Source organism: Pseudomonas sp. PS1(2021) (assembly GCF_020405165.1).
GTDB lineage: Bacteria > Pseudomonadota > Gammaproteobacteria > Pseudomonadales > Pseudomonadaceae > Pseudomonas > Pseudomonas aeruginosa.
The window spans coordinates 3,618,292-3,643,184 of record NZ_CP084484.1 but is presented as its reverse complement, the minus strand read 5'-3'; the positions used below and the strand labels follow the sequence as shown (position 1 = coordinate 3,643,184).

The window sequence follows — 24,893 nt, the reverse complement described above, 5'->3', positions numbered from 1 at the left end:
GCTCCTGTGGTTGGCCAGGTCTCCCTGACGGGAGAACCCGGCAGGGGTGGGTAGGGTGTTGCTTCAGCGTGTTGCGCGCTCAAGGCGCTGGAGGAGCCGGTAAGCTGTTTGCCTGGCCTGCCAGTCGCAGTACAACCAGGGCTCGTTGTCGGCCGCATGCTCCGGCGAAGGGGTCTTCACCCGCTCACGCAGTGCGATGATGGCCTGGTCGACGACGGATCGGTCGAACACTGCCGCGCGGAACTGGTCAGCCAGATTGTCCAGTCCGACCTCGCGCAGCGAGGCGCAAACCAGTAACAACTCCTCGCTGAAGCCTGGGGTGTTGTAGATCGATTTCATGCGGCCTCCTTGCGGGTCCACACCTGTTGTTTGAAGTCGAGCTCATAGCCCAGCGCGCCGAGTCGCACGCACTGTTGGCGTAGTCGCTTGCGGTCGACCGTGGTGTCCAGCTTGACGATTTCGCCTAGCGGCCAGACCGTCCCGAACAGTTCTGCATCCGCGTCTGTGTCCAGAGAGGCGGCCTGCTCTGCAGGAGCCGGAGGGTCCATACCGAAAGGCGCGTCGTCCCCGGTTGCGACGGGGCGCAGAGGCTTCGGTTTCTGGGGCGACTTCGGCGGTGCCGCCGGTGCGACAGTGGGTTGCTGGATCGCGGGCACTTCGTCGAGCGGATCGACCTCATTGCCAGAGAGGCGCTCTGCCTCCTCGTCGCTGAGGTTGTCCACGTCGTCCAGCGTCATGCTGTCCAGCTTGGCGCGGATCTCGACGACCAGCCGGCCGCCGGTGGTGTAGTACGAGGGACGGATCTCGGTGATGGCGAAATCACCGCGGTACTTGCCTTCGATGTGCTGGTCCAGGAGAGCGTCCTTGATGACGAACTCCCCGATCGAGGTCGAGAGCTTTCCCACGTTGAACTCGCCATTGCGACCGTTGATGGTTCGAATGGCCAACTGGCCGGGTATGTTGATCATGGCGTGACCTGCGAAAAGGATGATCCCGCCGTAGCGGGATCGTGGTGAGGGGAGAGCTACTCGGTATCCGGGTTGCCCGGGAGGCTTTCTTCCTGCAGCTCGATGCGCAGGTAGGAAGGCTCATCGGACGGCTCGACTATCGAGAGGACCAGCAGCGCGAGCGCGCGGTCCTGCCCCTCTTCCTCTTTGTGGTACAGGTGGAATTGGATGTGCTTCGCGGTCGGCTGGAGCGAAAGCTCCTGCCAGGCGGTTTGAACGACACTGGCCAGCCGGGTGCCCATCTCGTCGACCCTGGCAGGGTTGGCGAGATAGACCAGGCGCAGCCAGGCCGCGTTGGTGAGAACGATCGGGAGTTTGAGGTACGCAGCAGTGTGGCCTGCGCTGGAGTGGTTGTTGAGAGAGGTCATGAGAGGTCTCCGAATACGCAGGCCTCTCCCGCGGGGATGAGGTCCCCGCGTGGGTGGGTAGGATGCACTCCATCACTTGCGTGATGCGACCGCGCTGCCGAGTGCTGTGGCGGTCTTGGGTGGGTTAGCGCTTGCGCGCCGGAGCCTTAAACCCTGGCTCCTTGGGAGGCGCTGTCAACGACAGCGAGCCAATTCGAATTCGAGGGCTGGCGGGATGTCCCGCCGGCCGGATTGCTCAATCGTCATAAAGTGGCAGGCCCTTAAGCGTGGGCGCGAATGGATCGAGTACCAGGAACCGAATGTCTGCTTGTCCCGCGAGGTGAAGTAGATCGACCAGGTGTTCGTCGAGGCCGAAGGCAAGCTGTTCTTGTCGAAGAGCGGCTGCGGTCATCTCCAGGATCTCCAGACACTCATCCGTCCAAGGGGTGTTGTGCAAGCGAAAGCCCACCGCACCGTGCTCGTTACACCAGAAGAGCGATACCAACACCGAGGGCAAGCGGATTGGCATCTTGGTCGAGAACCTTTCGTAGAGGCTATTCCACGCGCTGATGGGTAGATGTGTTTTTCTGATCTCCCAGCAGCGGTTGTAACCGCCACCGAACGAAAGGTGACGAACGACACTCTGGGCTTCGGCCAAGGAATACAGATCGCCTATGTGCTTTTGCTGACCGTCCTGCTCGGCAAGGATGCCGTAGAGCACATTGCGCACCAGACCGTTGTAAGGACAGCGGTCAGAAAGTGCAGTATCGATCTCTCGACCTTCAGTAACTAGGGCGAAGTCGTCATTGAAGATGCATGGAAAGCACTGTAGTTGAGTATCGGAGAGGATTTGCTGCGATGGATGCAACGCGCGATAGCAGGGGGGGCAATCATCTTCGTATGTTATCTGTAGCGTTCGCTCGATTCTGAAGTCAGTATAGCCGTGGATAAACGGATTATATTGAGTCATGGGGTATCTCCAGTAGCCGGGAAGCCCATGCCCTTAGAGACTATGGACCTCCAGGGGAAGTAAGGGGCGCCGAAGCGCCCTGGTGATGTAGAGTCGTTGCGGTTAACGCAATTCGGAGAAGTCACCACCCGACAGGGGGATGACCCCGTCTGGGTTGAATTAGCAGAGGCACATAGGCAAAAGGGTAAAACTTAATATTCCCGTTGCGACCACGTGCCGTTGTCTAATGCCTGTTGGGCAAGTTCGCGGGAGGGGTAGTATTCAACCGACTCGCGCGAAGCTGGTCCTTCTTCATCAAGGGTGCCGATATAAAAGCCGGCGTTGGACATAAGAACCTGCAGCGGCAGTTCGAGACGAAGATGGGCGAGTGCCCGCTTTCCGTATTGCATGGTGATTCTCCTTTCGGTAGGAAACACCAGTCCCAAGGGGACTGAGGTCCCCTAAATGGGAAATGTCTGGCGGTTAGGCCAAGGCAGATACCTGGGCATTGTTGCTGGCTAGGAACAGCCAGGCGAAGTTGCAGAACTGACTGCTGAGCAGCAGCTCGTCCTCGACGTCGCTGAGGCTAACCTCCTCTACTTCCGGCAGGGCGGGCAGATCTACGATTTGGATATTGCTCATGATGATCTCCAGATAATGGAGAACACCACGCCCTGGGGGAGATGGTGCCCCCCGGGTGGGTATGCGATGAAGAGTGGCGCATAGCGTAGGTAGTGAAAGGCCCTCGGGATGAGGGCCGGTATTCGATCAAGCCGTGCTCAAGCAGCGGCTTGTTCAGCGTGCTCAGCGGGGGCTGCGGGTTCACCTTGCGGTTCGCCTTGGCCTTGCTGGGCTTTCTCAGCTTCTTCCTTCGCATCGTAGACGGTGGTGCCATCCACTTTGATCCAGGAGATGAAGAGCAGCCGGCCTTTGAGGCTTGCGCCGGACTGGCCTTTTTTCTCGCCTTTCTCGTAGGTGAAGGGATCCGCCCAGATGTCGCCGATACGGAAAGAAATCAGCACCTTCTTCTCGGCCTCGACTGCTTCCTTGCAACGGCGGACAAGCTTTTCAGCTTGGGCGCCGACCACTTTGCAATCGATGTAGGAGTATTCCACGCTGTCTGCCGCGCCATGGAGGGCAGCAACAGTAGCGGCGAGGAACGGTTCACCTCGGCGGATCGGTACTTCGCGGATGCGATTGAGGTAGCCGATACCGGTGGTGTGCAGGTCGAAATATTTGGCTTCTTGGGCTTGGGTGTTGTTGCTCATGATGGTTCTCCAGTTTCGTAAGCGAAAGCGGAGAAACACCTTGCCCGTCAGGGAAAAGTATTCCCCGCATGGGTCGGTATTGGGAGGTAAATCTGAGGGAGAGGGCTTCCATCAACCTGTGGTTGATTGATCGCGCTACCGGAAGCTGGTGCGATCTTGGGTTCGATCTACACGGAAATCCGTGTCGTAGTCTTTCAGATCATGACTACTGGGGGAGGATTGCCGACAACGTCAGCAGCTCACGGTGCAAAGAATGAAAAGGCCTGTTGCAGTTGTCAAGCCCCCGCGAATGAAAAAGCCCCTCACACGGAGGGGCTTGAGGTCAGTGCGGGCGGTGCCGATGGTTAAACTTCGTAAGCTTGCGCTTGAGGTTGGGCCAATCGGCCCAGGCCGCCATCGACAAGCACACTACAAGCAAGGCGGTCAGCATGATCACGCCGAAAGTCGTTTGGCTCATCTCAAGATTCCTCCTGAGTCAGGTAGATACCTGTAGACCAGATTACCACACCTACCGACAGCGCAAGGGCAGTCAGGATGCGATGCTCGCCGAGAAAAATACCGATCAAACCAGCGGCTACCGCCGTGGTTCCAATCTTGCGTAGATCTTCTGCGATTGCGGAAAGTTTTGCGGAACCCATGGTTTTCCTCGAAAAATGCCGGAAAACCACCCTGCGGGATGGTTCCCGGCAGGGTTGGGGGTGGTAGCAGTGGCTATTAGCGGCCGAGAGCAGCTACTTGTTCATCCGTCATGGTGGACAAGTAGTCCTGCCAGCGTTGGTGGTATTGCTCCTGAGTACGCCGATGGAGTTCCCAAGAGACTGCGCTACCAGGAGGTGCTGGCAAAAGAGCAATCTCATGATCGTTCAGGGACTCTAACTGGAGAGGGGGCCTCCCCATTTCGCTTTCGGAGTTGGGTGCAATCAAATGGTCGAGGGAACCCATCTTGAGCTCCTTCCTGACTGGCGTTTCAGCTTTGGCGGTCGCCTTGGCCGGCTTGGGTTTGCGTGCGCGCTTGGGCTTTTGCACCTCGCGCGTATTGGCTAGATACCAGTCATTCAGGTTGACATTCTTCAGCCGGACGATGGCTGGGATGTCGCTGATGTGTTCTAGCTCGCCAGCGGTCGGGCCGGCCAGGAAGGCAGGATCGATGCGCTGGACGCTCAACGCAACCGGCGCTTGTGCTTGCACTACGACCGGAGGGCGCCTGAGCGCTCTGCGGAACTCACGCACAACACTGCCGAGGGCAAAGCCGATTTCGAAGCTGGTGGATTGCTTGGACATGGTGTTTCTCCTGCAGGTTGAGGGTGCGGAGAAAACACTGGCCCTGGCGGGGAAGTGGATTCCCCGCTGGGTTGCGGAAGGGAGCTTCTATCGACCGAGGCCGACCGACCGCGCTACCAGAAGCTATGCGGTCTTGGGTTGGATCAACACGGTGGGCTGTGCTGCAGCATTTCGGATCCGAGCTGCATGGGGGCATGTCGCTGACAACGTCAGCAGATCACGCGTTCATCATCGAAGCAGGGGGCGAAAGTGTCAAGGTCAAGCAGGAGGGGGAGCGGATGCAGGATACAGCGGGCGGAGAGCGAGGGCGGAAGAGCGCGGCTGGTAGAAACCCTGTCAAAGGTTTCCCCAGCCGTGTCTGGAAGGGGAGTCAAGTGAGCCACCTGTGGTTGAATCGTCGATCCCTGGGCATTGATCGTCTCGATCCCATCACCCGGCCATTATCGTGGCTTGGCCAGCAAACAGTAGGCACGCATCCGCGTACAAAGGGAGCCCTGCGTATCACCGGCGGGCCACCGGCAGGGAGAAGGATCCCGATGGGTAGCCTGATGCCCCTGGAGCAGGAGCATCAGGCTACCCATGGAGAGGGGAAAAGGAGGGGCCGTAACACCAGTACGACCCTTAAATCGAGGAAACACCGAACCTCTTGAGAACCCTATGTGCCTTTAAACTCGCTCGACACGAGTTGACGGCTGCATGACAAGCAAAAGAACAGGGAGACACAGGGAGAATTCTCAACCAGATCCGCACGCCCCACCCGGTGTTGTAGCGTGCTTACGGTTTGGAGATGAGGCGAACCTGCATCACCAGGGCGCTACTGATGACCGTCAGTAGCCAGCGGGGTGAAATCAAAGTTGATGGCATTATGTGTTCAGAAGGCTGGTTTATCAAGCAGCGCCGGGGTTTACTGGCCTCTGGAGGTTATTTGACCGCGACCACCGCGCCCTCGGGGATGGGCGCAGGGAGCGCAATGGCAGTGGCTCCGAGGCGGCGCGTGACTAACTGGCCGTTGCGCCTGACACCAACTAGGTCGGATTCCGTACCGGCATCCACGGCTGCCGCCAGCCCTGCCGGCGGCGAGGCGATGAAGGCGTAGCTGGTGTCGGCGGCGATGTAGCCCTGAAGCCGCGCTGGCTTGCGGAACCAGGCCGGTAAACCAAGAGCGGAGTCCGCCGGCGAACCGCTGAAACCGGGGTTGGCGTGTGCGTACTCCGCCAGCCTGGAGCGGTAGAGCAGCAAGCTCCTGGCCAGGGTATCGACCTCGGCCAGTTCGGCGCTCGAGGTCGCGTGGTCGCTTTGTACACTCAGCCAGGTTCCGGTGAGCAGGGTGAGCAATAGGGCAATCCAGAGCAGCGGCATGATATCTGGAGGACTCCCTAGTTGAGGTAGGTGGCCGTCACACGCATGCCGGCGGAGTTGCCGAATCCTGCGAGCACAACGGTGCTGTAAAGGCAGAACCGGTGTCCGGCTTTCACCATGGCGGAGATCGAGGCGTCTTCAACTACGTCAGCGTTTCGCCCAGCGGTGGAGCGCGCTTGACCAACGATCACGCCATCGACTTCCAGGCGCAGAACGCCGGGGCCGGAGCCATTGATCAGCGCGTCCCTGGATACCGCTTGGCAGTGGGTGCGGGGTCGGTTATCGGCGGGATACTGTGCCAGCACCACAGGGGTGGCGATATTCACGCCACTGGGCCGTTTCCACAGCCCATCGGTGCAGAATAGGGGGCCGCTGTTGTCTCTGCCTACCAGGCCATTGGGGGCGCATCCTGCATTTTCTGCCGCCAAACCATTGATCTGAAGGTACTCGCCGACGGTCGTTCTACCTTCGGAGCTGAGCTTTCCCCTCTCAATTCTCCGCCGGTATAAACGTTCTTGTTCATCCACGACCTGACCCATGTGCTGTCACTCATATACCAGCCACCGTCCCACCGTTCGTTGTACCAACCTGAGTTACCGCGGGTCCTGAACCAGCCTCCGGTGTACGTCTCGCCGGCGACGTCAGCAGTGCCGGCTTTCACCGTGCCAGTGGCTGTCACGTTGCGCGCGCTGATGTCCGCGCTGGTCGTGATGTTTCCGCTGGCGGTGACCGCTCCGGCTGCGGCGATATTGTTGCCGCCCATATTCAATGCCGTGTTCATCCGGTTGAGCTCGGGATGACCCGGGACGGCATTGCGGTAGAGGTACTCGTTGGCAATGGCGCCGTCCTGGAAGAACAGCGCCGTCGCCAGGTGTCCAGCGCCGGGAGCGCTACCGAAATTGCTCAAGGCCACCTGCCAGGCGGCGCCCTGGGCGACACTGGTGTTGGTTTTCGAGATGTAGCCCCCGGTGGCTCCCATGAGCTGCGCGATCCGGCGGATCGAGAGTTCGGAAGCTACCTGTCCACCCGTGGTCACGATCAGCGTTTCGAGCTGGTTGGCCGCCGGCTTGCGGGCCAGTACCTGGTATTGCTGGCCGTAGATGTTGGTGTCGCGGAAGCCTGCGGGCAGGTAACGGGTGTTGCGCAACATCGGGACGGTGATCACCGCCGGGGCCGTGGCGCCGGCGCTGGCCAGAACCGTGCTGAAGTTGTCCTTCAGGTACTTCTCCGCTGCCTTGGCCACCTGCTGTTGCTGCTGGGCCGCGTGCTGTTCATTCAGGCCGTCTAGATAGCTCATCAAGACTGAAATCCCGCCGGTAGTCGCGATGGCGATAACGATCAAGGCGATCATTAATTCAATTGAGATAAAGCCGCGGCTGAGCTTGAGGTTATTCATAGATAGGCTCCCACAGGCTTTTGCGAGCCTGGCGATTCACATCGTCCTCAAGTAGATGAATCTGCTGCCGGCGGATCTTATCGCGCATGGCGACGGAGTCCACTCCGGTGAAAAGCAACGGTTCTGCGTGCAGTCTTCGAGCGCCGCCATCACTTACCAACTCCTGGCAGATCACGGCCTGAATGCCTTCAGCCACGACGTCGTAGGCATTGGACGCGAGGGGTTTGGCCAGGGTGATCAGCCGTTCGATGGCTTGCGGGCAGTTCTTGGCGTGGATGGTCGATATGACCAGGTTGCCGTTCAGCGAAGCTTTGCAAGCCTGATAGGCGGTGTCTTCGTCGCGGATCTCGCCGATCAATATCAGGTCGGCTCCGGTACGCAGGGTGCGCAACAGGGCTTCGCTGTAGCCTCCCGAGCGTCGTGAGGTTCTGACTTGGATACAGCGGCCGAGTCCATGTTGGCCGCTGAGATTGGTTTCTTGTGGATCCTCGACTGTGAAGCCAACCCCGCCCAGGGTCTGCAGTCGGGCGAGAATCAGCGAGGCGGCGGAGCTGGTCTTGCCGGTCGCCATATCGCCACAGAACAGGATCAAGCCCTGCAGTTGCGGGTTCAGGAGCGTAGCGACCACCTCGCTCGGATAGCCGATATCCTCGAAGCTTCGAACTTGGGCTGTCGACCGGCGCAGCACGAAGACACTCCCGCCGTTGAAAGCATCTTCCAGTTGGGTGACGCGCAGCAGCACACCGTCGACGACGATGGCGAACTCGGGATCCTGCAGCTCCTCCAGCGTTTGCCTGCAGAGCTGGAGCAGTTCCTGGGCGTGCGACTCCCACTCGCGAGGCACCTCGACTCGGCGCGCGCCGACGCCGGCCAGGCCCTTCACGTCGGCGAAGCCTTCACCGAGGTAAAGGTCGACGAACTGAGCCTGAATGATCGGGTTCACACTCACGAACTGTAGGTCCAGGTAATGCTGTTGCTATCGCTGCTGCAGGCCTGGGTCGCAGCCGCAGTGGTGACCTCACCAGTGATAGCGGTGCCGCTGTTGATCTTGGTCTGCTCGAAGGTGTTCTTCGCGATTTTGGTGCCCAGGGTGATACAGGCATCCTTGGGCAGCTTGCTGGTGGTGATCGAGAAGCCCATGCCGGTGGACGAGACAGTGACCGATCCGCCGTAGACGTTGTAGACGACGCCGGAGGAGACACTCATGTTCTTCGGCACGCCGTTGATTGCGATCAGGCTCGGGATCAGGTTGGTACCGCTGGAGCCGTAGCCCGAAGAGGTCTTCAGGGCACGTGCGTTGGCCGCAATGACGCTGATGTTGCGCTGTTCCTCGTTGGCGTTGGACGAACTGAACATCCCAGCCGCTGCGGCCAGGCCCAGGCCGACCCCGATGGCGATGATGATCAGCACGATGATCATCTCGATGGAAACGAAACCGCCCTGCGTCGGACGGGAGGTGCGTTGCGTAGTGCTCATGGAGCGCTCCTTGGTGAGGTTTCAGTGGTTCATGGATTGGATGAGCTGCTGTGCCTGGTAGGCGCCGAGCAGGACCAGGATCATCAGCGCGCCGATGAAGATCAGGGCGAAGTTCTTCACCAGCCCGGCGGCCAGCTCGATCTGCTTGAGGCTGGTCTCCTGCCAGCGGCGGCTGAACTTGACCAGAGCTTCGGAGAAGCCTCCCGGTTGGCGAGGATGCACAGGTACTGGATGGCCTGTCGGTCGGGGAAATCGTGACCGGCGCTGCGAAGGGCGACTCCCAGGTTCTGGCCCAGGCCCACGCCGTAGCGGGCAGCTTCCAAGCGCTGCTTCAGCCAGGGCGGGGAGATCTTGATCATGCTGGCCAGGCTGTCGTAGGGGCGTATGCCGGCGTTGAGCATGACCGCCATGTTCAGCAGGAAGGTGGTGCCCTGGAGCATGCGGTAGATGGACCAGGGCGGCAGCATCCGGTCCAGCCAGACCCGGCCTTTCCAGCGGTAGGTCGGCAACGTGACGATGACCACCACCGTGAGGGTGATGACGGCGACCAGAACGTAGATACCAGGTCCTGTGACGAAGCTGGCAATGGCGTTGAGCGTGGCGAGCGGGCCGGTCCACGTGACTGGGTCGGAGAGCCTGGCCAGGCTGGGGACCATGCGATAGGCCACGATGCACAGCAGGAACACCATCATGGCGGACAGCGCCGAGGGATAGAGCAGCGCCTGCCAGATGGTGGCGCGGATCCTGGCCTGGGCCTCGACCAGGGAGACGGCATCGCCCATGGCCTGAACCAGGTTGCCGCTCATCTCGCCGGCCTCGATCAGCGCTCGCTCCTGGGCGGGGAGATAGAGCGCCATGGCGGTGGCCAGACGCTTGCCGTTGGACAGCCCCATCAGCGCTTCGCGACTGGCGATGGCCACCGGATGAAACGGATGCTGCCCCTCATGAGCGAAGATCTTGTGCACCTCTGCCACAGCGTCCTTCAACGGGACACCGTTTTCGAGCAGGGTGGACATGCTTTCGTAGAACTGCAGGCGTTCCTGGCGGCCGAACTGCTTGCTGTAGAAGGCGAACTGCAACTGCTCCCAGAAGCCCCCCATCAGCACGCCTCCTGCGAGTAGAAGCTGTCGTCGAGCAGATGCTCATCGAAGTCGAGTGGCCCAATGAAATCCTCGACCATCTGCGGGTCGAACATACCCTCGTTGATGCGGCGGATGGCGTGGGCGTGCTTGGTGATGCCCTGCATGGTCTTGACCCAGTAGTTGCGTGCCTCGGCTGGGCCGCCTTTGGCGAACACACGCATGAAGGCGAGGGTGGGCAGCACCACCTCGGCGACGATCGAGCGGCCGTTGACCCCGGAGCCACGGCAGGCCTGGCAGCCAGGCCCCTTGACGTACACCTGGGAAACATCGGTCAAGCGCTGGACCCGTTCGACCAGGTCGAGCGCGAGCTGGTCTTGGTGGTCTTGGAAGCGCACTTTGCAGTGGGGGCAGAGCTTAGGCAGCAGGCTCTGGTTGATCAGGCCGGTCAGCAGGGCCGGATCGAACAGCAAGCCGGGGTCGACGCCCAGGTCCTTCAGGCGCTGGACAATGCCGATCGCGCTATTGGTGTGCAGGGTCGACCACAGGCCGTGCCCGGTCATCGCGCCACGGAAGGCGGCGACAGCGGCGAAGAGGTCGCGCACTTCGCCGATCATCATGTAGTCCGGATCCAGGCGCATGCCGTTGGCGATGCCTGCGGCCCAGGCCTGGCGTTCTGCGTCTGGGTCAGTGGCGTCATAGACCAGTGGGGTCTGGTTGATGCCTTCGCCGCGAATGCGGTATTCCGGTGGATCCTCGATGGTCAGGATATGCTTGGATCCGCCATGCAGCTTATCGAGTCCTTCCATGGTGACCTTCAAGGTCATCGACTTCCTGACCCGGTGGGGCCGGACAGGATGTTGATGCCGTAAGGCATGCGCATCATGCGATCGAACAGCGCGTTCTGCTCGGGCAGGTAGCCGAGCTGCTCCAGGCTGTCGAGGCCGGTATCGTCGTAGAGCAGCCGCAGGATCATCAGGAACCCACCGGCGCGCGGGCGGGTCGCGATCCGGGCGCCGAACAGGTTCAGCTTCTCGACGAAGGCCTGGCTCATCCGCGCGTCCTGGTCCAATTGCGGCTTGAAAAGCGGCTCGGCCACGTCGCACATGGACTGGTAGATGGTTGCGCAAAGTTCGTGCAGTTCCTGGCTGCGGTACTGCTCGACGGTCTTCAGCAGGCCGTCGACGCGGAAACGGATCTTGCTGCCGGTGCCGGCGGGACTCACGACGAAATGCACGTCACTGGCGCGCAGCTCTGTGGCCTTACGAATGATCTTGACCACGCGCTCCTGCATCTGGGTGGCGCGCTGGCCATCGCTATCGACCAGGCCGTCCATGGCGACGGCGCGGTAGAGCTGGTGAATGGTCTGCAGGTCGGTGAGGTTGAGCTGGTATCGGAAGCCACGGCGATCGAGACGGTCGATGAACGACAGAACGTGAATGTCGTTCTGGTGGCTCTCCGATAGATAGAGCGTGCCGTCGGCGGCCAGGGCCATGATCTCTTGCAGGTGCTTCGAGACCTCCCACTCGCCACCGTCGGCGGTGAGCAGTTGGGTCACCATGGAGGGCTGTACAAGCGCGGCAATTTGAAGGTTCGTCATGGCGGTACCTACTGGATGAACGGCTGCGGTACCGCCCCGGGCAGCGCCGGCGGAACGGAGGCGCCTTGGGCCGAGGAGGCGGCTTGGGTCGGGGCAACGCTGGAGAAGCCCACGGGCACGCGGTTGCCGTCCTTGTCGGTGAGTACGACCTGGTCCAGGGAAATCGACTCGACGCGGTAGTTGCCCGGCAGCTCCGCGCCGCTGGCGGCGTCCACCTCGTACCCGCCCGGGAACAAGAATGTGGCAGTCATCTTGCCGCCGGCGCCGTAGATGGTCCGCACCACTGGCGGAACCGGCTGCGTGATCGTCGGCGCCGCCGCCGGCACCGGCATGGCGAACGTCTGCCCCTGGGCGCTGACGACCTGGCCGGTTTCGCCTTTGCCCTCCAGTTGCCGCTGCGCCGTGGCCAGACGCACCTTGGCCTCGGTGAGGATGGCCTGGGCCTGGATCTCCGCCAGTTCGCCAACGGTGCCGGCGCAGGCCTGGCCGGACGCGAGGAGGAAGAGCACGGCCACGGCCATGCCGATCGGCTCAGTTCGCATAGATTTCTCCTGTGACAGTCCAGTCCAACTGGCTGTCCTTGAGCGTGGTTTCGAGGTTGGTGATGCGGACCCCGGCGGCGGGCAGCCCCTGGAAGGTCAGGTCTGCCGGGAGCCTGGTCTGGGCGCTGAAGGTGAATTTCTTCCAGGAGGGCAACACCACTTGCTGCTCCGTCGCCGCTTCCGCGCCAGGAAGGGGCGGAGTTGTCTCCTGGCTGATCGACAGCTTGGGCTCGACACCCTGACGGTACAGATGGCTGGTGAGCGCCTGCAGCGCGTCGTCGGCTGGCTGCAGCGGCTCATCGCTACCGATGGCGACTTTCAGGTCGACCTTCAGGGCCGCGGTGTTGCCGTTGTCGATGACGAAGGCGGGGCGGTCAGCGAACAGGTGCTGGCTGGCCGCTGTCAGGTCGGCTGCCGTGCTGTTGCCGGTACGGTGGTAGGTGGCGACCAGGACCCTGCCGTCGCACTTGCTGGATTCGAAGAGCCAGCCCTGGATCGACAGCGACAGTACCCCCGTTGCCTTGCTACAGGCGCGTAGCATGTCCTCGAGGTCAGGCATGAGCGTCCAAGGCTTCTGCAATGAAGCCAGGTCCAGCGGCTGCTTGGCCTGGGCGTTCTTCTCGGCCAGCTCGGCGAGGCGCCTCTGCTCCTCGAGGAGCGCGGCTTGTCTGGCGAGCTCTTGCTGGTGGGCATTCCATAGGTAGTAGGCGGTTAGCGACCCGCCTACCAAGCAACCGAGCAGGGCCACTGCCGTCCACTCTCTGGCGGACAAGCCGAAGGTGAGTTGCCGGAGGCGGTAGTCGCGCCGCAGGCGCTTCGGCGCGAGCAGTTCCTCGATGTCGAAGTCCTTGACGGGGAAATCGAATCCTTCGGGAACGAAGACCTGTGCGTTTCGAAGCACGCCGCGCGTAGAGAGCTTCCTGATCCGGTCCCTGGCTTCGTCGAAGGTAGTGACCAGGTCCTGGCCGGGGACGATCGCACCATCGAGCGTGGCGACCAGTGCGTAGCGGTCCTCGTCGACCTTCCAGCAGGCCAGGAAGTCGCCTTCGAACTGGCCTGAAAGCGCCGAGGCCAGGGAGTACATGCCCTTGACTGCGCCTTGCGACTTCGAAACGAAGCCGGCCTGGATCACTGTCGGCGAATGGCGGATGGCAACGATGTCCAGATGCTCTTCCTTGCCCAGCTTGCGCGCTTCCTTCATGTACTGCCGCTGGCTGGATAGCGGCCGCCAGAACAGGCCGCTGACGAACTTGTTGCCGTGGTAGCTCAGGATCGAGACGTCTGGTCCACGGCTACCGATGTCAGGCTTCTCCATGGTTCAGCCCAGCACGACGGGGGTGATCAGCACCACGATGACCTCGCGTTTGGTATTGCGGGTCAGCCCGCCGCCAAGGCCGAAGAATCCGGCGTCGCCGGTGCCGACCTTGTTGGTATCCTCGGTGGTCTGGTCGAAGCCGGAGAGCACCAAGGTCTCGCCGCTGCGCAGGCGTACCTTCTGGTCGAACAGTTGTATGTCGTAGCTCGGGAACTGGGCTTTGGAGTCCCCGCTGGTCTGCATTTCGAACGTCGGTCTGGAGGTCATGTTGATGTTGATCTTCAGCAGCATCTCGCCGCTTTCCATCACGAACGGCAGCAGGCTCATGTTGTAGCCGCTGGTCACGGCGCCCGGGATCAGCGAGGTGGTACTGCCGACCTGGGCGACGTTGGAGATCTGGCTGGAGGCCAGGTAGCTGTCGTAGCGGCCGATCTGGATCGGCGCCGACTGGAGGTTGAGCGTGGTCACGGACGGGGAGCGGACGGTCGAGACGCGACCCTGCTGGGCCAGCGCCTGGACCATGGCCTTGGATCCTGCCCAGGCACTGTTGGCGGTATCCAGGATGCTCACGGAGCCGGAGATCGCGCTTTGATCGATGCCTGGCATGGTGTTCTTCAGGCCGATGCCCCACTTGTTGTTGAGCGACTTGTAGACCAGGTTCCAGTCGATCCCCAGTTGATCCTTGTCGGTCAGGGCGACCGAGAGCACGTTGACGTTCAGCAGCACCTGCTTGGTGATGCTCTCGTTCTCCCGGTTGACCAACTGCTGGACGCGGGTTGAGGACCTCTGGTCGGTCGGTGACGGTCAGGGTGCCCGTGGCACGCGACAGCGACATGCGTCCCATGCTCGGCGTCAGCATCGAGTTGATGCTGTTCTCTATGTCGCTGAGGATCGAGGTCTTCAGCTCGGAGCTGGTGGTCTGCTTGCTGCCGGAGTCGCCGCTGATGCCGGAGCTGCCATTCTGTCCAGTGGATCCGGAGCCATCCCCGCTGATGCCGGCGGCCGTCGTCATACCGGAACGCACGGTGGAGTCCACCGTGTTGACGTCGTCGAAGGCGTAGATGCGGAAGGTCCGAGTGTCCAGGTAGTAGAACTCGACCCGTTTCTCGGTTGGGTTGTAGCGCCAGGACACGCCGGCGCGGGCGGCGATGAGATCGAGGAACCCGCTGACCTTGCCGTTCCATTTGATGTTGTACAGAGACCGCGGGCCGTAGGACCCGAAGCTCGACCCGATGCTGCCGCCGGCACCTAGGGACATGCCGTTGGCGACGGAGGCAGGAAACAGCATGGTGGCCATGTCCTGGCCGCCTTGGATGGGCGGCGGGGCGTTGCTCGCGCGCTGCTGAGGTTGCAGGGCAAAAGCGGCCGGGTTCAGCGCGTCGGGCGTGATACTGACCGCCAGGTGGCATTGGTTGATGACTTCCTGGGCGGCCTCCTGCAGCGACGCTGCGCCTGCAGGGCGCCACGTCACGATGCAGTCACTGGACAAAGTGTGCGAAACGCTCAGGGGTTTCGTGCTGACCCAGGGTTTGTCGGAGAACACCACCGTATCGCGGCGATCCGGTCGGGTGTTGCGCATCTGTGCTGCGATCGTCGACGCGGAATCTGCCGTAGCTTCGACACGATCCGCCGACTCGTTCACCCGTGTGACCGAACAACTGGCCAGCGCGGGGATCAGGAGGCAAGGCAAGAGGTTCTTCAGGGGGCACGCATCAGTTCTTGCGCTCCTTGATGATGATCAGGGACTGCGGCCGGCTGGCGTTCACCAGGAAGGGCCCCGTTCGGCAGCGTCATACAGCGGGAACAGCTCGGATACCGCGTCCTCGAAGGAGCCGTGGAAGCTCAGGGAGCTTCGATCGGATAGTTGAGATCCTGCGGCTCCCAGCGGACCGTCCAGCGTGCGCGCTTGGCCCAGGCTTCCAAGGTGTCGCGCAGGGTTGATCCCGTCTCGGCTGACCAGGACTGTGCCAACTGCCGGCTCGGCTCCGCCGGCGTGAGCACCTTGACCGGAGGGGCGGAAGCCACGGCCGGAGTGGGCGGCATGGACTTCACGGCGGAAGCCAAGGGCTTGATCGGTGCCAAAGCCGCGGGAGGAGAAGAGGGGTGGCCATCCTTGGCCGGTGCTGCTGGGGGAACACAGTGGTGGATTCAGGCTTCTTGGTCGGAGCGGGCTGGTTGTGATCGGCGCCGGCGTTGGCACCGAGGCGACCACGACGGGCGACTCCAGCGTGCTGACTTTCTCCGTGGAGGAGGGTTGCGCTACCGCCGCTGGAGTTGGGGCAGCGGGCTTCGCATACAGTTGCTGGACTGGTTTCGGCCTCGGCGCCGGGGAAGTTGATAGCCCGGGCGAAGCACGAAGCAGACCTGCCGCGCCACTTCGTCGACCTTAACCTGCCAGGCTGGACCGGAGAGGACCTGGAGGGTGTTGCGCAGGGTCATGGGGCCGAGCTTGTACTGAGCCGCCGGCAGCGGCCGGGTGTAGAGGATGTTCACATGACCGGCCTCTGCCGGGCACAGCGAGTAACCCGAGCGGCTCATCACGTACTGCATGGCATCCTTGACACTCGGGTTCATGCTCGACGGGATGGTCACGTCGATGATCTGTGCCATCAGGTCGCGCTGGCCAGCGTCCGGCTGGGTGCTGACCAGGGTGTAGCGCCCGTAGCGCACGACGGGCTCCTTCTCCGGTTGTACGCCATTCGGGTACAGGTCCGGTGAGAGCAGGTCTGGATTGCGGCTGCTGTCGAAGGCGGGCCTGGCCGGCTCAGCCTTGTGGGTCGTGCAGCTGGCGAGCAGCAGGCACAGCGTGAGAGTGGTCAACTGCCTGGTCATTGAGGCCCCCTTTGATGATGGGGCACACAGTGGCAGGCCATTCGCCATGCCTCAGCAGGAAATACTCGGCAACAGGGTAGGGGATTTCTTTTGCCCACCCGCAGGATTGTGCTTCAAGGGGAGCCAACAGAATTTGGAACAAAGCGTGTGCTAAGGCTGCGTGCGATTGACTGTTTGTGATTTATAAGTCACAGTTGACCCATGGTCGAAGTCAAACAAACCGCCACTTTCATGGCATGGGAAAGCAAGCTAAAGGATCGGCGGGCAAAGGCCGTGATCGCCGCCCGTATCTTCCGATTGGCGAATGGACTACCCGGCGATGTGTCACCAGTCGGCCAGGGTGTGAGCGAGTTGAGGATTCACTATGGCCCAGGCTATCGGGTGTACTTCCAGCAGCGCGGGACGGAAATCGTCATCCTGCTATGTGGTGGAGACAAGAGCAGCCAGGCCAGGGATATAGAAATGGCGAAACGCCTGGCAAATGAGTGGAGGCCGCAATGACCGAGCAAATTTATGATTATGACCCCGCGCAAGCGCTGGACAGCCCGGAGGCCATGGCTCTGTTCATCGCAGACGCTTTGGATACTGGAGACACCGCCTATATCGCTAAGGCTATGGGAGTCGTGGCCCGCGCCAAGGGGATGACGGAGTTGGCCAAGGAAACGGGTTTGGCCAGGGAGCAGCTTTACAAATCGTTTAGTGAGCGCGGGAACCCTACATTGAAAACCATGCTGGCAGTAATGCGAGCTCTGGGAGTTGATCTGACCGCCCGCCCGCATGCTCAGTGAGAACTCGTCCAGTTAGAGTTCCCTCTCCCGATCCTTGGCTATTACTGGTGAATCGAGTTGCTGGGCTCACTCATGTATCGTGGTATCGCTCATACCTAGGGATGGTCTGAAGTAGCCACGTATTTCTGGCCGACTACAGACCTCGCTGTTTTTTGAAGCGATCCATCGATCAAAAAGCGCTCAGATCGTCGTCTTATGTAGGGTTTTTAGCCGCTACGCGTACCCCGTAGCGGCTATTCGCCGTGTTACAGGCGCACCTCTCCTGTGTTCGCGAGTAAATGCCGCCGCGCCATCCACAGATTCGACAGCGCAAACAGCGTAATCAGTTGTGCGGTGTTCTTGGCCAGGCCACGGAAGCGCACCTTGGTGTAACCAAACTGGCGCTTGATCACCCGGAATGGATGTTCGACCTTGGCACGTACCTGCGCCTTGGCCTTCTCGATTTTGCGCTTGGCCTTGTACAGCGGGCTGCGCTTGCTCAGTTGCTGGTAAGTGCTGCGCCGCGCCGCAATCTGCCAGATGACCGAGCGGCCTGCATGCTCGGCACGCTTCTCGACGCCGGTATAGCCGGCATCGCCGCTGACCAGGTTCTCTTCGCCGTGCAGCAGCTTGTCCACCTGGGTGACATCGGCCACGTTGGCCGCCGTGCCCACCACGCTGTGTACCAGGCCGGATTCGCTGTCGGCGCCGATGTGCGCCTTCATGCCGAAGTAGTACTGGTTGCCCTTCTTGGTCTGGTGCATCTCGGGATCGCGCTTGCCGTCCTTGTTCTTGGTCGAGCTCGGCGCATGGATCAGCGTGGCGTCGACGATGGTGCCCTGGCGCAGCGACAGGCCACGGTCGCCCAGGTAGCCATTGATCACCGCCAGAATCCCGGCCGCCAGCTCGTGGCGCTCCAGCAGGCGACGGAAGTTGAGGATGGTGGTTTCGTCGGGGATACGCTCCAGGCTCAGCCCGGCGAACTGGCGCAGGATGGTCGTCTCGTACAGCGCTTCCTCCATCGCCGGGTCGCTGTAGCCGAACCAGTTCTGCAACAGATGCACGCGCAGCATCGCCATCAGCGGATAGGCGGGACGACCGCCTTCACCCTTCGGGTAGTGCGGCTCGATCAGGGCGATCAGGCCCTGCCACGGCACCACCTGTTCCATTTCGATCAGGAACAGTTCCTTGCGGGTCTGCTTGCGCTTGCCGGCGTACTCGGCGTCGGCGAAGGTCATCTGCTTCATCGGAAAGCTCTGCGGGTGAAGTCGGCGGATTTTGCCAAATCAGGAAGTCTTTTTCAGAGTTTCCCTAGGGAATAGGACTTCCCTAATCTTTGAATCCATCACTGACTCTATCTCGTCATAGGTGAAGGGGTAGCGTGCAACTTCATCCTCGACGAGTTCTATGTATAGCGCTGGAACTGTAGGTTCCCGGTGAAGGTAATATAAGGCGATTGCTGTCGCCATTTCGCAAAGTCTATCTGGGTCGGCCAGCGCTTCCTTAATGTTCGCTAGCAGCTCTGGAGAGGCGGCATGTGCGAGCTCGTAGAGCGCCTCGATCTTCAGCAACGCTTGCAGCACCATATTTCTTCTGTAGTCGATAGTCGGTGAGGGCTGCTCGAATCTCATTTTTGGGGCATCTCCTGCTGAACAGTCGTGTCGTTGTGATCGAGCTTGCTTCCTGCTCCTCCGTGTTGCAGCAGGAAGTGCTCGGTTGGTGAGAGTAGTTTTTTTACTGTGTCGATCAGCGGCTGGTTCAACCCGAGTAATCAGCGTTCGGCAAGGCTTGCGGCCAAAAGCGCACGGTTTCCGTCGACCTGCTCGGGCTCGATGAGGTCCTGGGCAACCTGGCGTTTCGCGTTGAGCAGTTGCCACAGTTGCTCGTCGATCGTGGCCTCGACCAGTGGGATCTTCACCACGACCATGCGGAGCTGGCCGTTGCGGTACGCGCGGTCCTCGGCTTGTTCCTGCTGACCGGGAGTCCAGGGCAGACCGAGGAAAAACACGTAGTTCGCCGCAGTGAGGTTGTTGCCCGTCCCGGCGGCCGCCGTGGTGCAGATGAACACCCGGCAGTCGGAATCCTGCTGGAAGCGATCGATCGCCTTCTGCCGCTTGGTAAGCGAGTCATTGCCCACCAGCGTGACGCAGCCGAGCCCGGCCTGCTCGCAGAGTTCCTTCAGCGCAGCCACGGTCGGCTTGAACTCGCAGAACAGGATCACCTTGTCCTCGGCGTCGAGCTCGCTCAGCAGGTCCATCGCCACGCGAACCTTCACCGTTTCCAGGTAACGCCGCAGCGCGCCGAGTCGCGCGAAAATCGGTCGGTCCTCGAGGCGCAGCACGTCGTACTGCTGCCGTTCCTCGGTGGAGAGGGCCACCTTCAGCAACTGCCGCTGCTTGCCCTTGAGGCTGGGCAGCACATCCTTGCGCCTGCGCAGCATCCAGTCACCCAGCTCCGCCCGCAGACTCTGGCGGAACTCCGGGTTGCCGGCGAAGCGGTCGCAGAACTCTTTCAGCGGCAGTTGTCCGATGGGGTGGCCTGAGAGGCGAAGCAGGGTGTGCAGCTCGGTTTCACGGTTGAGCACCGGCGTGCCGGTAAGCAGGTAGCGGTTCGGCACTTGGGCGGCAATGTCGAAACCGTGCCGCGTGCATTGCGCCGTCGGTTCCTTCATCCGCTGCGCCTCGTCGATGACCATCACGGCGAAGCGCGAAGCGTTGGCGACGAAGGGGCTCAACTGCTCGTAGTTGACCAGGATCCACTGCGCCTCTGGGTTGTCCTGCTGGATGGCCACGGTGGCCGAGGGATAGACCTCCTGGATTTCGCGCTGCCAATTGATCAACAGGGTGGCCAGGGTGATGACCAGAATTGGCCTGCCCGCCGCTCGGATCGAAGCGGCGATGACCGCCTGGCGGGTCTTGCCCAATCCCATGTCGTCGGCCAACAGGGCGCTGGTTCTCTGCAGCAAGTGAGCGATGCCGGCAGGCTGGTGGGCCAGTAGCGAGTAGCCCTGAAGCGCCGCCTCGATATCAGCCGAGCTGTACTCGGTGCGCTCGATCTCTGGCACCGCGGCGAGGTAGATGTCACAAGCTGACTCGTCCTCCAGGGATGGCGCTGCCGGTTCCTGCTGTGGACCGCCGATGCTCATGCTGGGCAGCTCGGTCGCCGGCGCGAAGCTACCGTCGCTGAGCAGCTCCTGGACGGTATCCAGTATCTCGAATTGTTCCTCGGCGAGGCCAAGCTCCAGGATCAGGTTGCTGCGGAGCAGCTCAGGTGTGGCGTCGATGCGCCAGGAGCTCGATGGGCGCAGGAACACCCCGCGCATCCGCCGAGCCACCGCCACCACACCGGGATGGAACTCGCCTGACAGCAAGACGCCGCCCTCGGCCAGCGGCGCGATGCGCAGCAGCAAACCCCAGGTGAAGGCCTGTCGGTCAAGCGAGGCCTGTGCAGATTCGACCATGCCGCTGAAGTCCCGCCAGGACTGTGAGTGGAGGCCTCCAGCGAGCTCGGCGAGTCGGTTGTACAGCGAGTCCAGTTCGGGCAGCAACTTGCCCTTGGGGACCCGCCAGTAGCGGTGCAACGGATGCTCCCGGGCGCTGATGAAGAAGCCGGACAGTTCCAGCAGCGCGCGGTTGCTGCCTGCGATGTAGGGGATCTTCAAGCCGAAGTCGTAGCCGTCGAAGATAGCCCGCTGCAGAAGCGTCGAAGGAGTCGCGGAGGTACGGTTGACCAGGCGTGGACGGCTCATCGGTTTTCCAACCGAGTGAGCAGCCACTTCGCCGTGGCTTCGGCGAGGCCCGCCTTCCAGCGACCATCGGCGAAGCGTGTCATGTGGACGGTCATGTCGGGCCAGTTCAGGTTCGTCGCTATGGCTCCAGAGCGAATCCGTTCCATGAACCAGCGGTAAGCCTGGCCGGCAGGGGAGTCTGCCGGTACGGGGTCATTATCGAGTTTGCGCAGTTGCACCGTAGAAAGGTGCTGGGGATTCCAGGGCCTACCTAGTGGCTCGCCATGCTCACGCCTGAGCTCCAGTTCGGCAGAGGCCAGTGGACGGCCAGCCTCACGTACTGAGAGCAGTCGGCAGTCTCCTCGATAGGCGGCCTGGTCGTAGCTATCGATGCAATGGGCCAGCGCGATATGTTCGGCATAGAGATCGGCAGGGCAGCGGAGCTCGACAATCTGCAGGCCATTGGGGCAATCGATAAGGCTGACAGGCAGCATTCCCTCCCAGGTGGTGTACTCGTCGGTGTCGACCAGATCGGGCAGGCTGCTCTGTACTGTGGCGCGCAGTTCCCTCTGGACCTGGTGGTAGTCGTCCACCAGGTTGCCAGCCTGTCGGTAGGTACAATGACCCAGATACGCCTTCAGGGCGCTGCGCGCCTGCCGAACAACCTGTGAGTTCCCCTGGTCGAGGGCGGTATAGAACTCCTTGATGTCTCTCAGGCGTGCAGTGATTGCAAGCCATGCCGGATCCTGCCAATCCAAGGGGCAGCCGTTGAAGAGCCGGTTGTAGTCAGGCTTGGCGTTGTGAATCTGCCAGGGGATCGCATTGTAGGCGGCATAGAAGGCTGTCCATTGAGCGCGAGTGATCGGACGCCGGTTACCTAGCGATGCTGCCATAAGGAGAGTATGCCATCCCGAATATCGGCCTTCCCGTTTGCGATGGAAGAGAGCTCCTCCCGCACGGCCGGGACTGACGTGACTAAGAAATCGAATCGAGGCCCGTGGCGCCTGAAATAGCCAGGCGAAAAAGTTGATGACCGAAATCCCTTCGTCCGCGACCTGCCCAAGAATACGGCCCATATCGAGGTACAAGTCGCATGGCACGGCGGCGGCCTGCGGTCGTTCACTGACAAGCAGGGAAAAAGGGCAAGGAAGGAAATGGCAGATGCTCTCGCCGTTGTCGTTGGTCGTCGTGTGAGGCCAGACTCCCTCCTCGCAATCCACCAGTAGCGGCGTCAAGACCGGCTGAGCCTTCAGCATCTGCAGCCGGCGCGCCTGGTTGCCTTGAGCCAGCCAGTTGTAGAGCTGGGGCGAGAGTAAGCGTTCATTCCAAGACATCCTGCCATCCCGCTGACTTCCGCCCTAGAGTGACCTCGCATTCAACAACGCGAGGTTATTTCCATGAGAAAACACCGCACCGCAGAACAGTGGCAAGTCCTAATCGGTCAGCAGCGTGACAGCGGCCTGTCGGCCACGCAGTTCTGCAAGGAGCACAAACTCGGTTATGCCAGCTTCTGTAGTTGGCGCAAGCGCCTGTTGAGTCAGCCGGTCGGTGAGGCTGCGGATTCTGGTTATGCCAGCTTCCTGGATCTGTCATCGCTGATGGATGACTCGGCCTCTCCCGGAAGCGGCTGGAATATCGTGCTGAGCCTGGGTAATGGTGTTGAGCTAAGGCTGAGCCAGATCAGATGATCGGTCTGGATAGCCAGGCCCGGATCTGGCTGTGCACCGAGCCCACGGATATGCGTAAATCCTTCCGGGGCTGAGCGCTCTGGTCCGCAATCAACTCAAGCAAGATCCGCTCAGCGGGCAGTATTTTGTCTTCGTTAACCGTCGCAAGACCCAAATGAAGATGTTGTATTTCACGCCCACGGGCTACTGCCTGTGGGCCAAGCGACTGGAGCAGGGGCAGTTCCGGGTACGGCCGTCTTCTTCGGGACAGCGCCCCTTAAACCTGACTGATCTCCAGTTGCTGATTGACGGTATCGAGGTGCAAAAGTACCGTCAGTTCAAGCGTTTTCGGGGCACGTAGCGGGTTGTGTTCCGGTATAATATCGGCCATGAATTCAATGGCTTCCGCGTCCTATTCCAACGCCCCTTCCTACTCGGTACTGGCCGAGGAGAATGCCCTGTTGCGTGAGCAGCTACAGGTCATGCAGCGGCAGTTGGACTGGTTCAAGAAGCAGCTGTTCGGCCCCAAGTCCGAGAAGCAGGTGTATGACCTCCCGGAGCAGGGCGGCCTGTTCCAATCGAATGATGCGGCTAGCCCGGAGAAGCCTCTCGATGCGGAGAAACGCCCGGTTCGGGCTTATCAGCGAGGCACCGGAAAGAAACAGCGGGACGACGACTGCCTGAACGATACGGGTCTGCGTTTTACAGCGGACGTGCCAGTGGAAGTTGTTGAACACCTGCCGCCGGAGCTAAGCGGCCCCGACGCCGACCAGTACGACATCCTTGGCACCAAAACGACCTATCGGCTGGCCCAGCGGACGTCCAGTTACGTGGTGTTGCAAGTGGAACGCCCCGTATTTCGGCGCAAGGGCAGCGACAAGCCCGTGACCACGCCGGCCCCGTCCAACGTACTGGACAACAGCCTGGCCGACGTCAGCTTGTTGGCGGGTCTGATGGTCGACAAGTTCCAGTTTCACCTACCGCTGTATCGCCAACACCAACGCATCCAGCAAGCGGGTATTACCCTCAGCCGCAGCACCCTCACCAATCTGATCAAGCGATCTATTGATCTGCTGCGGCCGATCGTGGATGCCCAGACCGACAATGTTCTGCGCAGCCGGGTGTTGGCGATGGATGAGACGCCGATTAAAGCTGGCCACCAGGGTCGGGCAGGCCCACAAAAAGGCAAGATGAAATCCGGCTGGTTCTGGCCGTTATACGGCGATGCCGATGAAGTGGTGTTCACTTACTCGAACAGTCGAGGCCGAGCCCATATCGAGCAGGTACTGAACGAACAGTTCAGCGGAACTCTGATCAGTGACGGCTATGCTGCTTATGCCCGCTATGCCGCCGCACAGCAGAACATCATCCACGCGCAGTGCTGGGTGCACAGTCGTCGTTACTTCATTGAGGCGCAGAAGGACCACCCGATAACTGCCACCGAAGCCCTTCAGCAGATTGCCAAGCTATACACCAACGAAGAAGAGATCCGCGTCCAGCAACTGACCGGCGAAAAGAAACGCCAGTACCGGCTGCTCCACTCAAAGCCGGTGGTCAGCGACTTCTTCCAATGGTGCCGGGATCAACTGGCACAGGGCGGTCTGCTGCCCAGTGATTTATTGACCAAAGCACTGAACTACGTGCTCAGCCGTGAAGCCAGCCTGACCGTCTTCCTGGAAGACCCAGACGTCCAGCCAGACACCAACCACCTGGAACGGGCCCTGCGCCCCATTCCCATGGGACGCAAGAACTGGCTGTTCTGCTGGACTGAACTCGGCGCGGAACACGTGGGCATCATCCAGAGCCTGATCACTACGTGCAAACTGCACGACATCAACCCGTACACCTATCTGGTGGACGTGCTGCAGCGCATCAGTCAGCACCCGGCCAGCAAGGTCGCTGACCTGACGCCTCGGCTCTGGAAGACCCGGTTCGCCGATAATCCGTTACGCTCGCTGATCGATCCGCGCCATTCTGATCGACAGACCGCACAGCCAAAGGGCACCCTCCATGCGCATTGAAGACATGAGCATCGATCAGCTATTGGAGCTGAACCGAATGATCTGCCGGCGCATTGATGAACTGCAAGATCAAGAAAACCTGCAGGCGCTGAGTCGGCTGCACGTGGGGCTGAAGGTGACCTTCGAAAGCCGAACTGGCTTGACTATGGGGATCGTCACCAAGATCAACCGCAAGAGCGTGATCGTCCTGGCCGAGAACGGCACGAAACAGTACAAGGTCTCACCGGAATTGCTAAGGCCCCTTCGGGACGTAAAGTAAG

At 61.1% G+C, this 24,893-nt stretch carries 29 protein-coding genes and 4 pseudogenes; 6 read left to right on the top strand and 27 right to left on the bottom strand.

Going from position 1 to position 24,893, the window contains the following annotated elements:
• Nucleotides 1-63 precede the first annotated feature (63 nt).
• The 22 genes and pseudogenes from LE197_RS17500 to LE197_RS17395 all read right to left on the bottom strand — a co-directional run bounded on the left by LE197_RS17500 (nt 64) and on the right by LE197_RS17395 (nt 16,451).
• Nucleotides 64-339 carry a hypothetical protein gene (locus LE197_RS17500; protein WP_003117060.1) on the bottom strand — a complete coding sequence of 92 codons (276 nt, stop codon included), beginning with the start codon at nt 337-339 and terminating at the stop codon, nt 64-66.
• Entirely contained in the window at nt 336-968 is a 633-nt protein-coding gene (locus LE197_RS17495) for a DUF3275 family protein (RefSeq protein WP_003158170.1), read from the bottom strand. Before LE197_RS17495 ends, LE197_RS17500 begins: the two co-directional genes overlap by 4 nt.
• 56 nt (nt 969-1,024) lie before the next feature.
• On the bottom strand, nt 1,025-1,375 hold the full coding sequence (locus LE197_RS17490) for a hypothetical protein (protein WP_003099791.1): 351 nt from the start codon (nt 1,373-1,375) through the stop codon (nt 1,025-1,027).
• A gap of 235 nt (nt 1,376-1,610) precedes the next feature.
• Nucleotides 1,611-2,324, bottom strand: coding sequence for a hypothetical protein (locus tag LE197_RS17485; RefSeq protein WP_003121003.1), 714 nt, complete (start codon nt 2,322-2,324; stop codon nt 1,611-1,613).
• A 191-nt stretch (nt 2,325-2,515) separates the two neighbouring features.
• Nucleotides 2,516-2,713: a hypothetical protein gene (locus LE197_RS17480; RefSeq protein ID WP_003448593.1), complete on the bottom strand. Its 198-nt coding sequence runs from the start codon at nt 2,711-2,713 to the stop codon at nt 2,516-2,518.
• A gap of 73 nt (nt 2,714-2,786) precedes the next feature.
• Nucleotides 2,787-2,945: a hypothetical protein gene (locus LE197_RS17475; protein ID WP_003121002.1), complete on the bottom strand. Its 159-nt coding sequence runs from the start codon at nt 2,943-2,945 to the stop codon at nt 2,787-2,789.
• Nucleotides 2,946-3,082: 137 nt separating this feature from the next.
• Nucleotides 3,083-3,571, bottom strand: a complete 489-nt coding sequence (locus LE197_RS17470) for an STY4534 family ICE replication protein (RefSeq protein ID WP_003448595.1) — start codon at nt 3,569-3,571, stop codon at nt 3,083-3,085.
• 322 nt (nt 3,572-3,893) lie between these two features.
• Nucleotides 3,894-4,028 (bottom strand): hypothetical protein, encoded by a 135-nt coding sequence (locus LE197_RS36910; protein WP_003121000.1) that lies wholly within the window; start codon nt 4,026-4,028, stop codon nt 3,894-3,896.
• Nucleotide 4,029: 1 nt separating this feature from the next.
• Nucleotides 4,030-4,209 (bottom strand): hypothetical protein, encoded by a 180-nt coding sequence (locus LE197_RS17465; RefSeq protein ID WP_004347955.1) that lies wholly within the window; start codon nt 4,207-4,209, stop codon nt 4,030-4,032.
• Nucleotides 4,210-4,285: 76 nt separating this feature from the next.
• Nucleotides 4,286-4,852 (bottom strand): hypothetical protein, encoded by a 567-nt coding sequence (locus tag LE197_RS17460; RefSeq protein ID WP_003120999.1) that lies wholly within the window; start codon nt 4,850-4,852, stop codon nt 4,286-4,288.
• 921 nt (nt 4,853-5,773) lie between these two features.
• On the bottom strand, nt 5,774-6,211 hold the full coding sequence (gene pilM, locus LE197_RS17455) for a type IV pilus biogenesis protein PilM (protein WP_003120998.1): 438 nt from the start codon (nt 6,209-6,211) through the stop codon (nt 5,774-5,776).
• 17 nt (nt 6,212-6,228) lie between these two features.
• On the bottom strand, nt 6,229-6,537 hold the full coding sequence (locus LE197_RS17450; protein WP_134303573.1) for a hypothetical protein: 309 nt from the start codon (nt 6,535-6,537) through the stop codon (nt 6,229-6,231).
• Between the two features lie 9 nt (nt 6,538-6,546).
• A pseudogene (pilV, locus tag LE197_RS17445) lies at nt 6,547-7,607 on the bottom strand (shufflon system plasmid conjugative transfer pilus tip adhesin PilV); the annotation flags it as partial.
• The gene (locus tag LE197_RS17440; protein WP_003448639.1) at nt 7,600-8,556 is read right to left on the bottom strand and encodes an ATPase, T2SS/T4P/T4SS family; all 957 of its coding nucleotides are present in this window, start codon (nt 8,554-8,556) and stop codon (nt 7,600-7,602) included. The pseudogene pilV and the gene LE197_RS17440, both read right to left, overlap by 8 nt.
• A complete protein-coding gene (locus tag LE197_RS17435; protein WP_003120996.1) occupies nt 8,553-9,083 on the bottom strand; it encodes a type 4 pilus major pilin in 531 nt (176 codons plus the stop codon). The genes LE197_RS17440 and LE197_RS17435 overlap by 4 nt, the downstream gene beginning before the upstream one ends.
• Nucleotides 9,084-9,199: 116 nt before the next feature.
• The gene (locus LE197_RS17430; protein WP_226034091.1) at nt 9,200-10,183 is read right to left on the bottom strand and encodes a type II secretion system F family protein; all 984 of its coding nucleotides are present in this window, start codon (nt 10,181-10,183) and stop codon (nt 9,200-9,202) included.
• Nucleotides 10,183-11,456: pseudogene (locus LE197_RS17425) on the bottom strand (GspE/PulE family protein). The gene LE197_RS17430 and the pseudogene LE197_RS17425 overlap by 1 nt, the downstream one beginning before the upstream one ends.
• A gap of 314 nt (nt 11,457-11,770) precedes the next feature.
• Complete coding sequence (gene pilP, locus LE197_RS17420) at nt 11,771-12,304, bottom strand: type IV pilus biogenesis protein PilP (protein ID WP_003099760.1); 534 nt, start codon at nt 12,302-12,304, stop codon at nt 11,771-11,773.
• Nucleotides 12,294-13,619, bottom strand: a complete 1,326-nt coding sequence (gene pilO2 / locus LE197_RS17415; RefSeq protein ID WP_003099758.1) for a type 4b pilus protein PilO2 — start codon at nt 13,617-13,619, stop codon at nt 12,294-12,296. The genes pilP and pilO2 overlap by 11 nt, the downstream gene beginning before the upstream one ends.
• 3 nt (nt 13,620-13,622) lie before the next feature.
• Nucleotides 13,623-15,321: pseudogene (locus tag LE197_RS37155) on the bottom strand (PilN family type IVB pilus formation outer membrane protein).
• 140 nt (nt 15,322-15,461) lie between these two features.
• Entirely contained in the window at nt 15,462-15,662 is a 201-nt protein-coding gene (locus LE197_RS17400; RefSeq protein ID WP_226034109.1) for a TcpQ domain-containing protein, read from the bottom strand.
• 216 nt (nt 15,663-15,878) lie between these two features.
• On the bottom strand, nt 15,879-16,451 hold the full coding sequence (locus LE197_RS17395; protein ID WP_226034089.1) for a PilL N-terminal domain-containing protein: 573 nt from the start codon (nt 16,449-16,451) through the stop codon (nt 15,879-15,881).
• Between the two features lie 201 nt (nt 16,452-16,652).
• On the opposite strand from LE197_RS17395, the gene LE197_RS17390 reads away from it, so the two are divergent.
• Nucleotides 16,653-16,952, top strand: coding sequence for a type II toxin-antitoxin system RelE/ParE family toxin (locus LE197_RS17390; protein ID WP_003120987.1), 300 nt, complete (start codon nt 16,653-16,655; stop codon nt 16,950-16,952).
• A complete protein-coding gene (locus tag LE197_RS17385) occupies nt 16,949-17,239 on the top strand; it encodes an addiction module antidote protein (RefSeq protein ID WP_003448662.1) in 291 nt (96 codons plus the stop codon). The genes LE197_RS17390 and LE197_RS17385 overlap by 4 nt, the downstream gene beginning before the upstream one ends.
• A gap of 245 nt (nt 17,240-17,484) precedes the next feature.
• Here LE197_RS17385 and LE197_RS17380 read toward each other — a convergent pair whose 3' ends face one another.
• From LE197_RS17380 to LE197_RS17365, 5 genes and pseudogenes are all read right to left on the bottom strand, one after another.
• Complete coding sequence (locus LE197_RS17380; RefSeq protein ID WP_019437692.1) at nt 17,485-18,465, bottom strand: IS5-like element ISPpu21 family transposase; 981 nt, start codon at nt 18,463-18,465, stop codon at nt 17,485-17,487.
• A 39-nt stretch (nt 18,466-18,504) separates the two neighbouring features.
• Nucleotides 18,505-18,849: a hypothetical protein gene (locus tag LE197_RS17375; protein ID WP_226034088.1), complete on the bottom strand. Its 345-nt coding sequence runs from the start codon at nt 18,847-18,849 to the stop codon at nt 18,505-18,507.
• Nucleotides 18,846-18,980 (bottom strand): hypothetical protein, encoded by a 135-nt coding sequence (locus LE197_RS36905; RefSeq protein WP_255253641.1) that lies wholly within the window; start codon nt 18,978-18,980, stop codon nt 18,846-18,848. Before LE197_RS36905 ends, LE197_RS17375 begins: the two co-directional genes overlap by 4 nt.
• Nucleotides 18,981-18,989: 9 nt before the next feature.
• Nucleotides 18,990-20,966 (bottom strand): DEAD/DEAH box helicase, encoded by a 1,977-nt coding sequence (locus LE197_RS17370; RefSeq protein WP_016851611.1) that lies wholly within the window; start codon nt 20,964-20,966, stop codon nt 18,990-18,992.
• Nucleotides 20,963-22,264: pseudogene (locus tag LE197_RS17365) on the bottom strand (hypothetical protein); the annotation flags it as partial. The gene LE197_RS17370 and the pseudogene LE197_RS17365, both read right to left, overlap by 4 nt.
• Before the next feature lie 78 nt (nt 22,265-22,342).
• On the opposite strand from LE197_RS17365, the gene tnpA reads away from it, so the two are divergent.
• From tnpA to LE197_RS17345, 4 genes are read left to right on the top strand one after another with little or no spacing between them, the layout of a single operon-like run.
• Nucleotides 22,343-22,633 (top strand): IS66 family insertion sequence element accessory protein TnpA, encoded by a 291-nt coding sequence (tnpA, locus tag LE197_RS17360; protein ID WP_004423344.1) that lies wholly within the window; start codon nt 22,343-22,345, stop codon nt 22,631-22,633.
• Nucleotides 22,634-22,691: 58 nt separating this feature from the next.
• Nucleotides 22,692-22,973 carry an IS66 family insertion sequence element accessory protein TnpB gene (gene tnpB / locus LE197_RS37325; RefSeq protein ID WP_226034108.1) on the top strand — a complete coding sequence of 94 codons (282 nt, stop codon included), beginning with the start codon at nt 22,692-22,694 and terminating at the stop codon, nt 22,971-22,973.
• Nucleotides 22,974-23,001: 28 nt separating this feature from the next.
• Nucleotides 23,002-24,633: an IS66 family transposase gene (gene tnpC, locus LE197_RS17350; protein ID WP_004423346.1), complete on the top strand. Its 1,632-nt coding sequence runs from the start codon at nt 23,002-23,004 to the stop codon at nt 24,631-24,633.
• Nucleotides 24,623-24,892 carry a hypothetical protein gene (locus tag LE197_RS17345; protein ID WP_003458515.1) on the top strand — a complete coding sequence of 90 codons (270 nt, stop codon included), beginning with the start codon at nt 24,623-24,625 and terminating at the stop codon, nt 24,890-24,892. Before tnpC ends, LE197_RS17345 begins: the two co-directional genes overlap by 11 nt.
• The last annotated feature ends 1 nt before the right edge of the window (nt 24,893 follow it).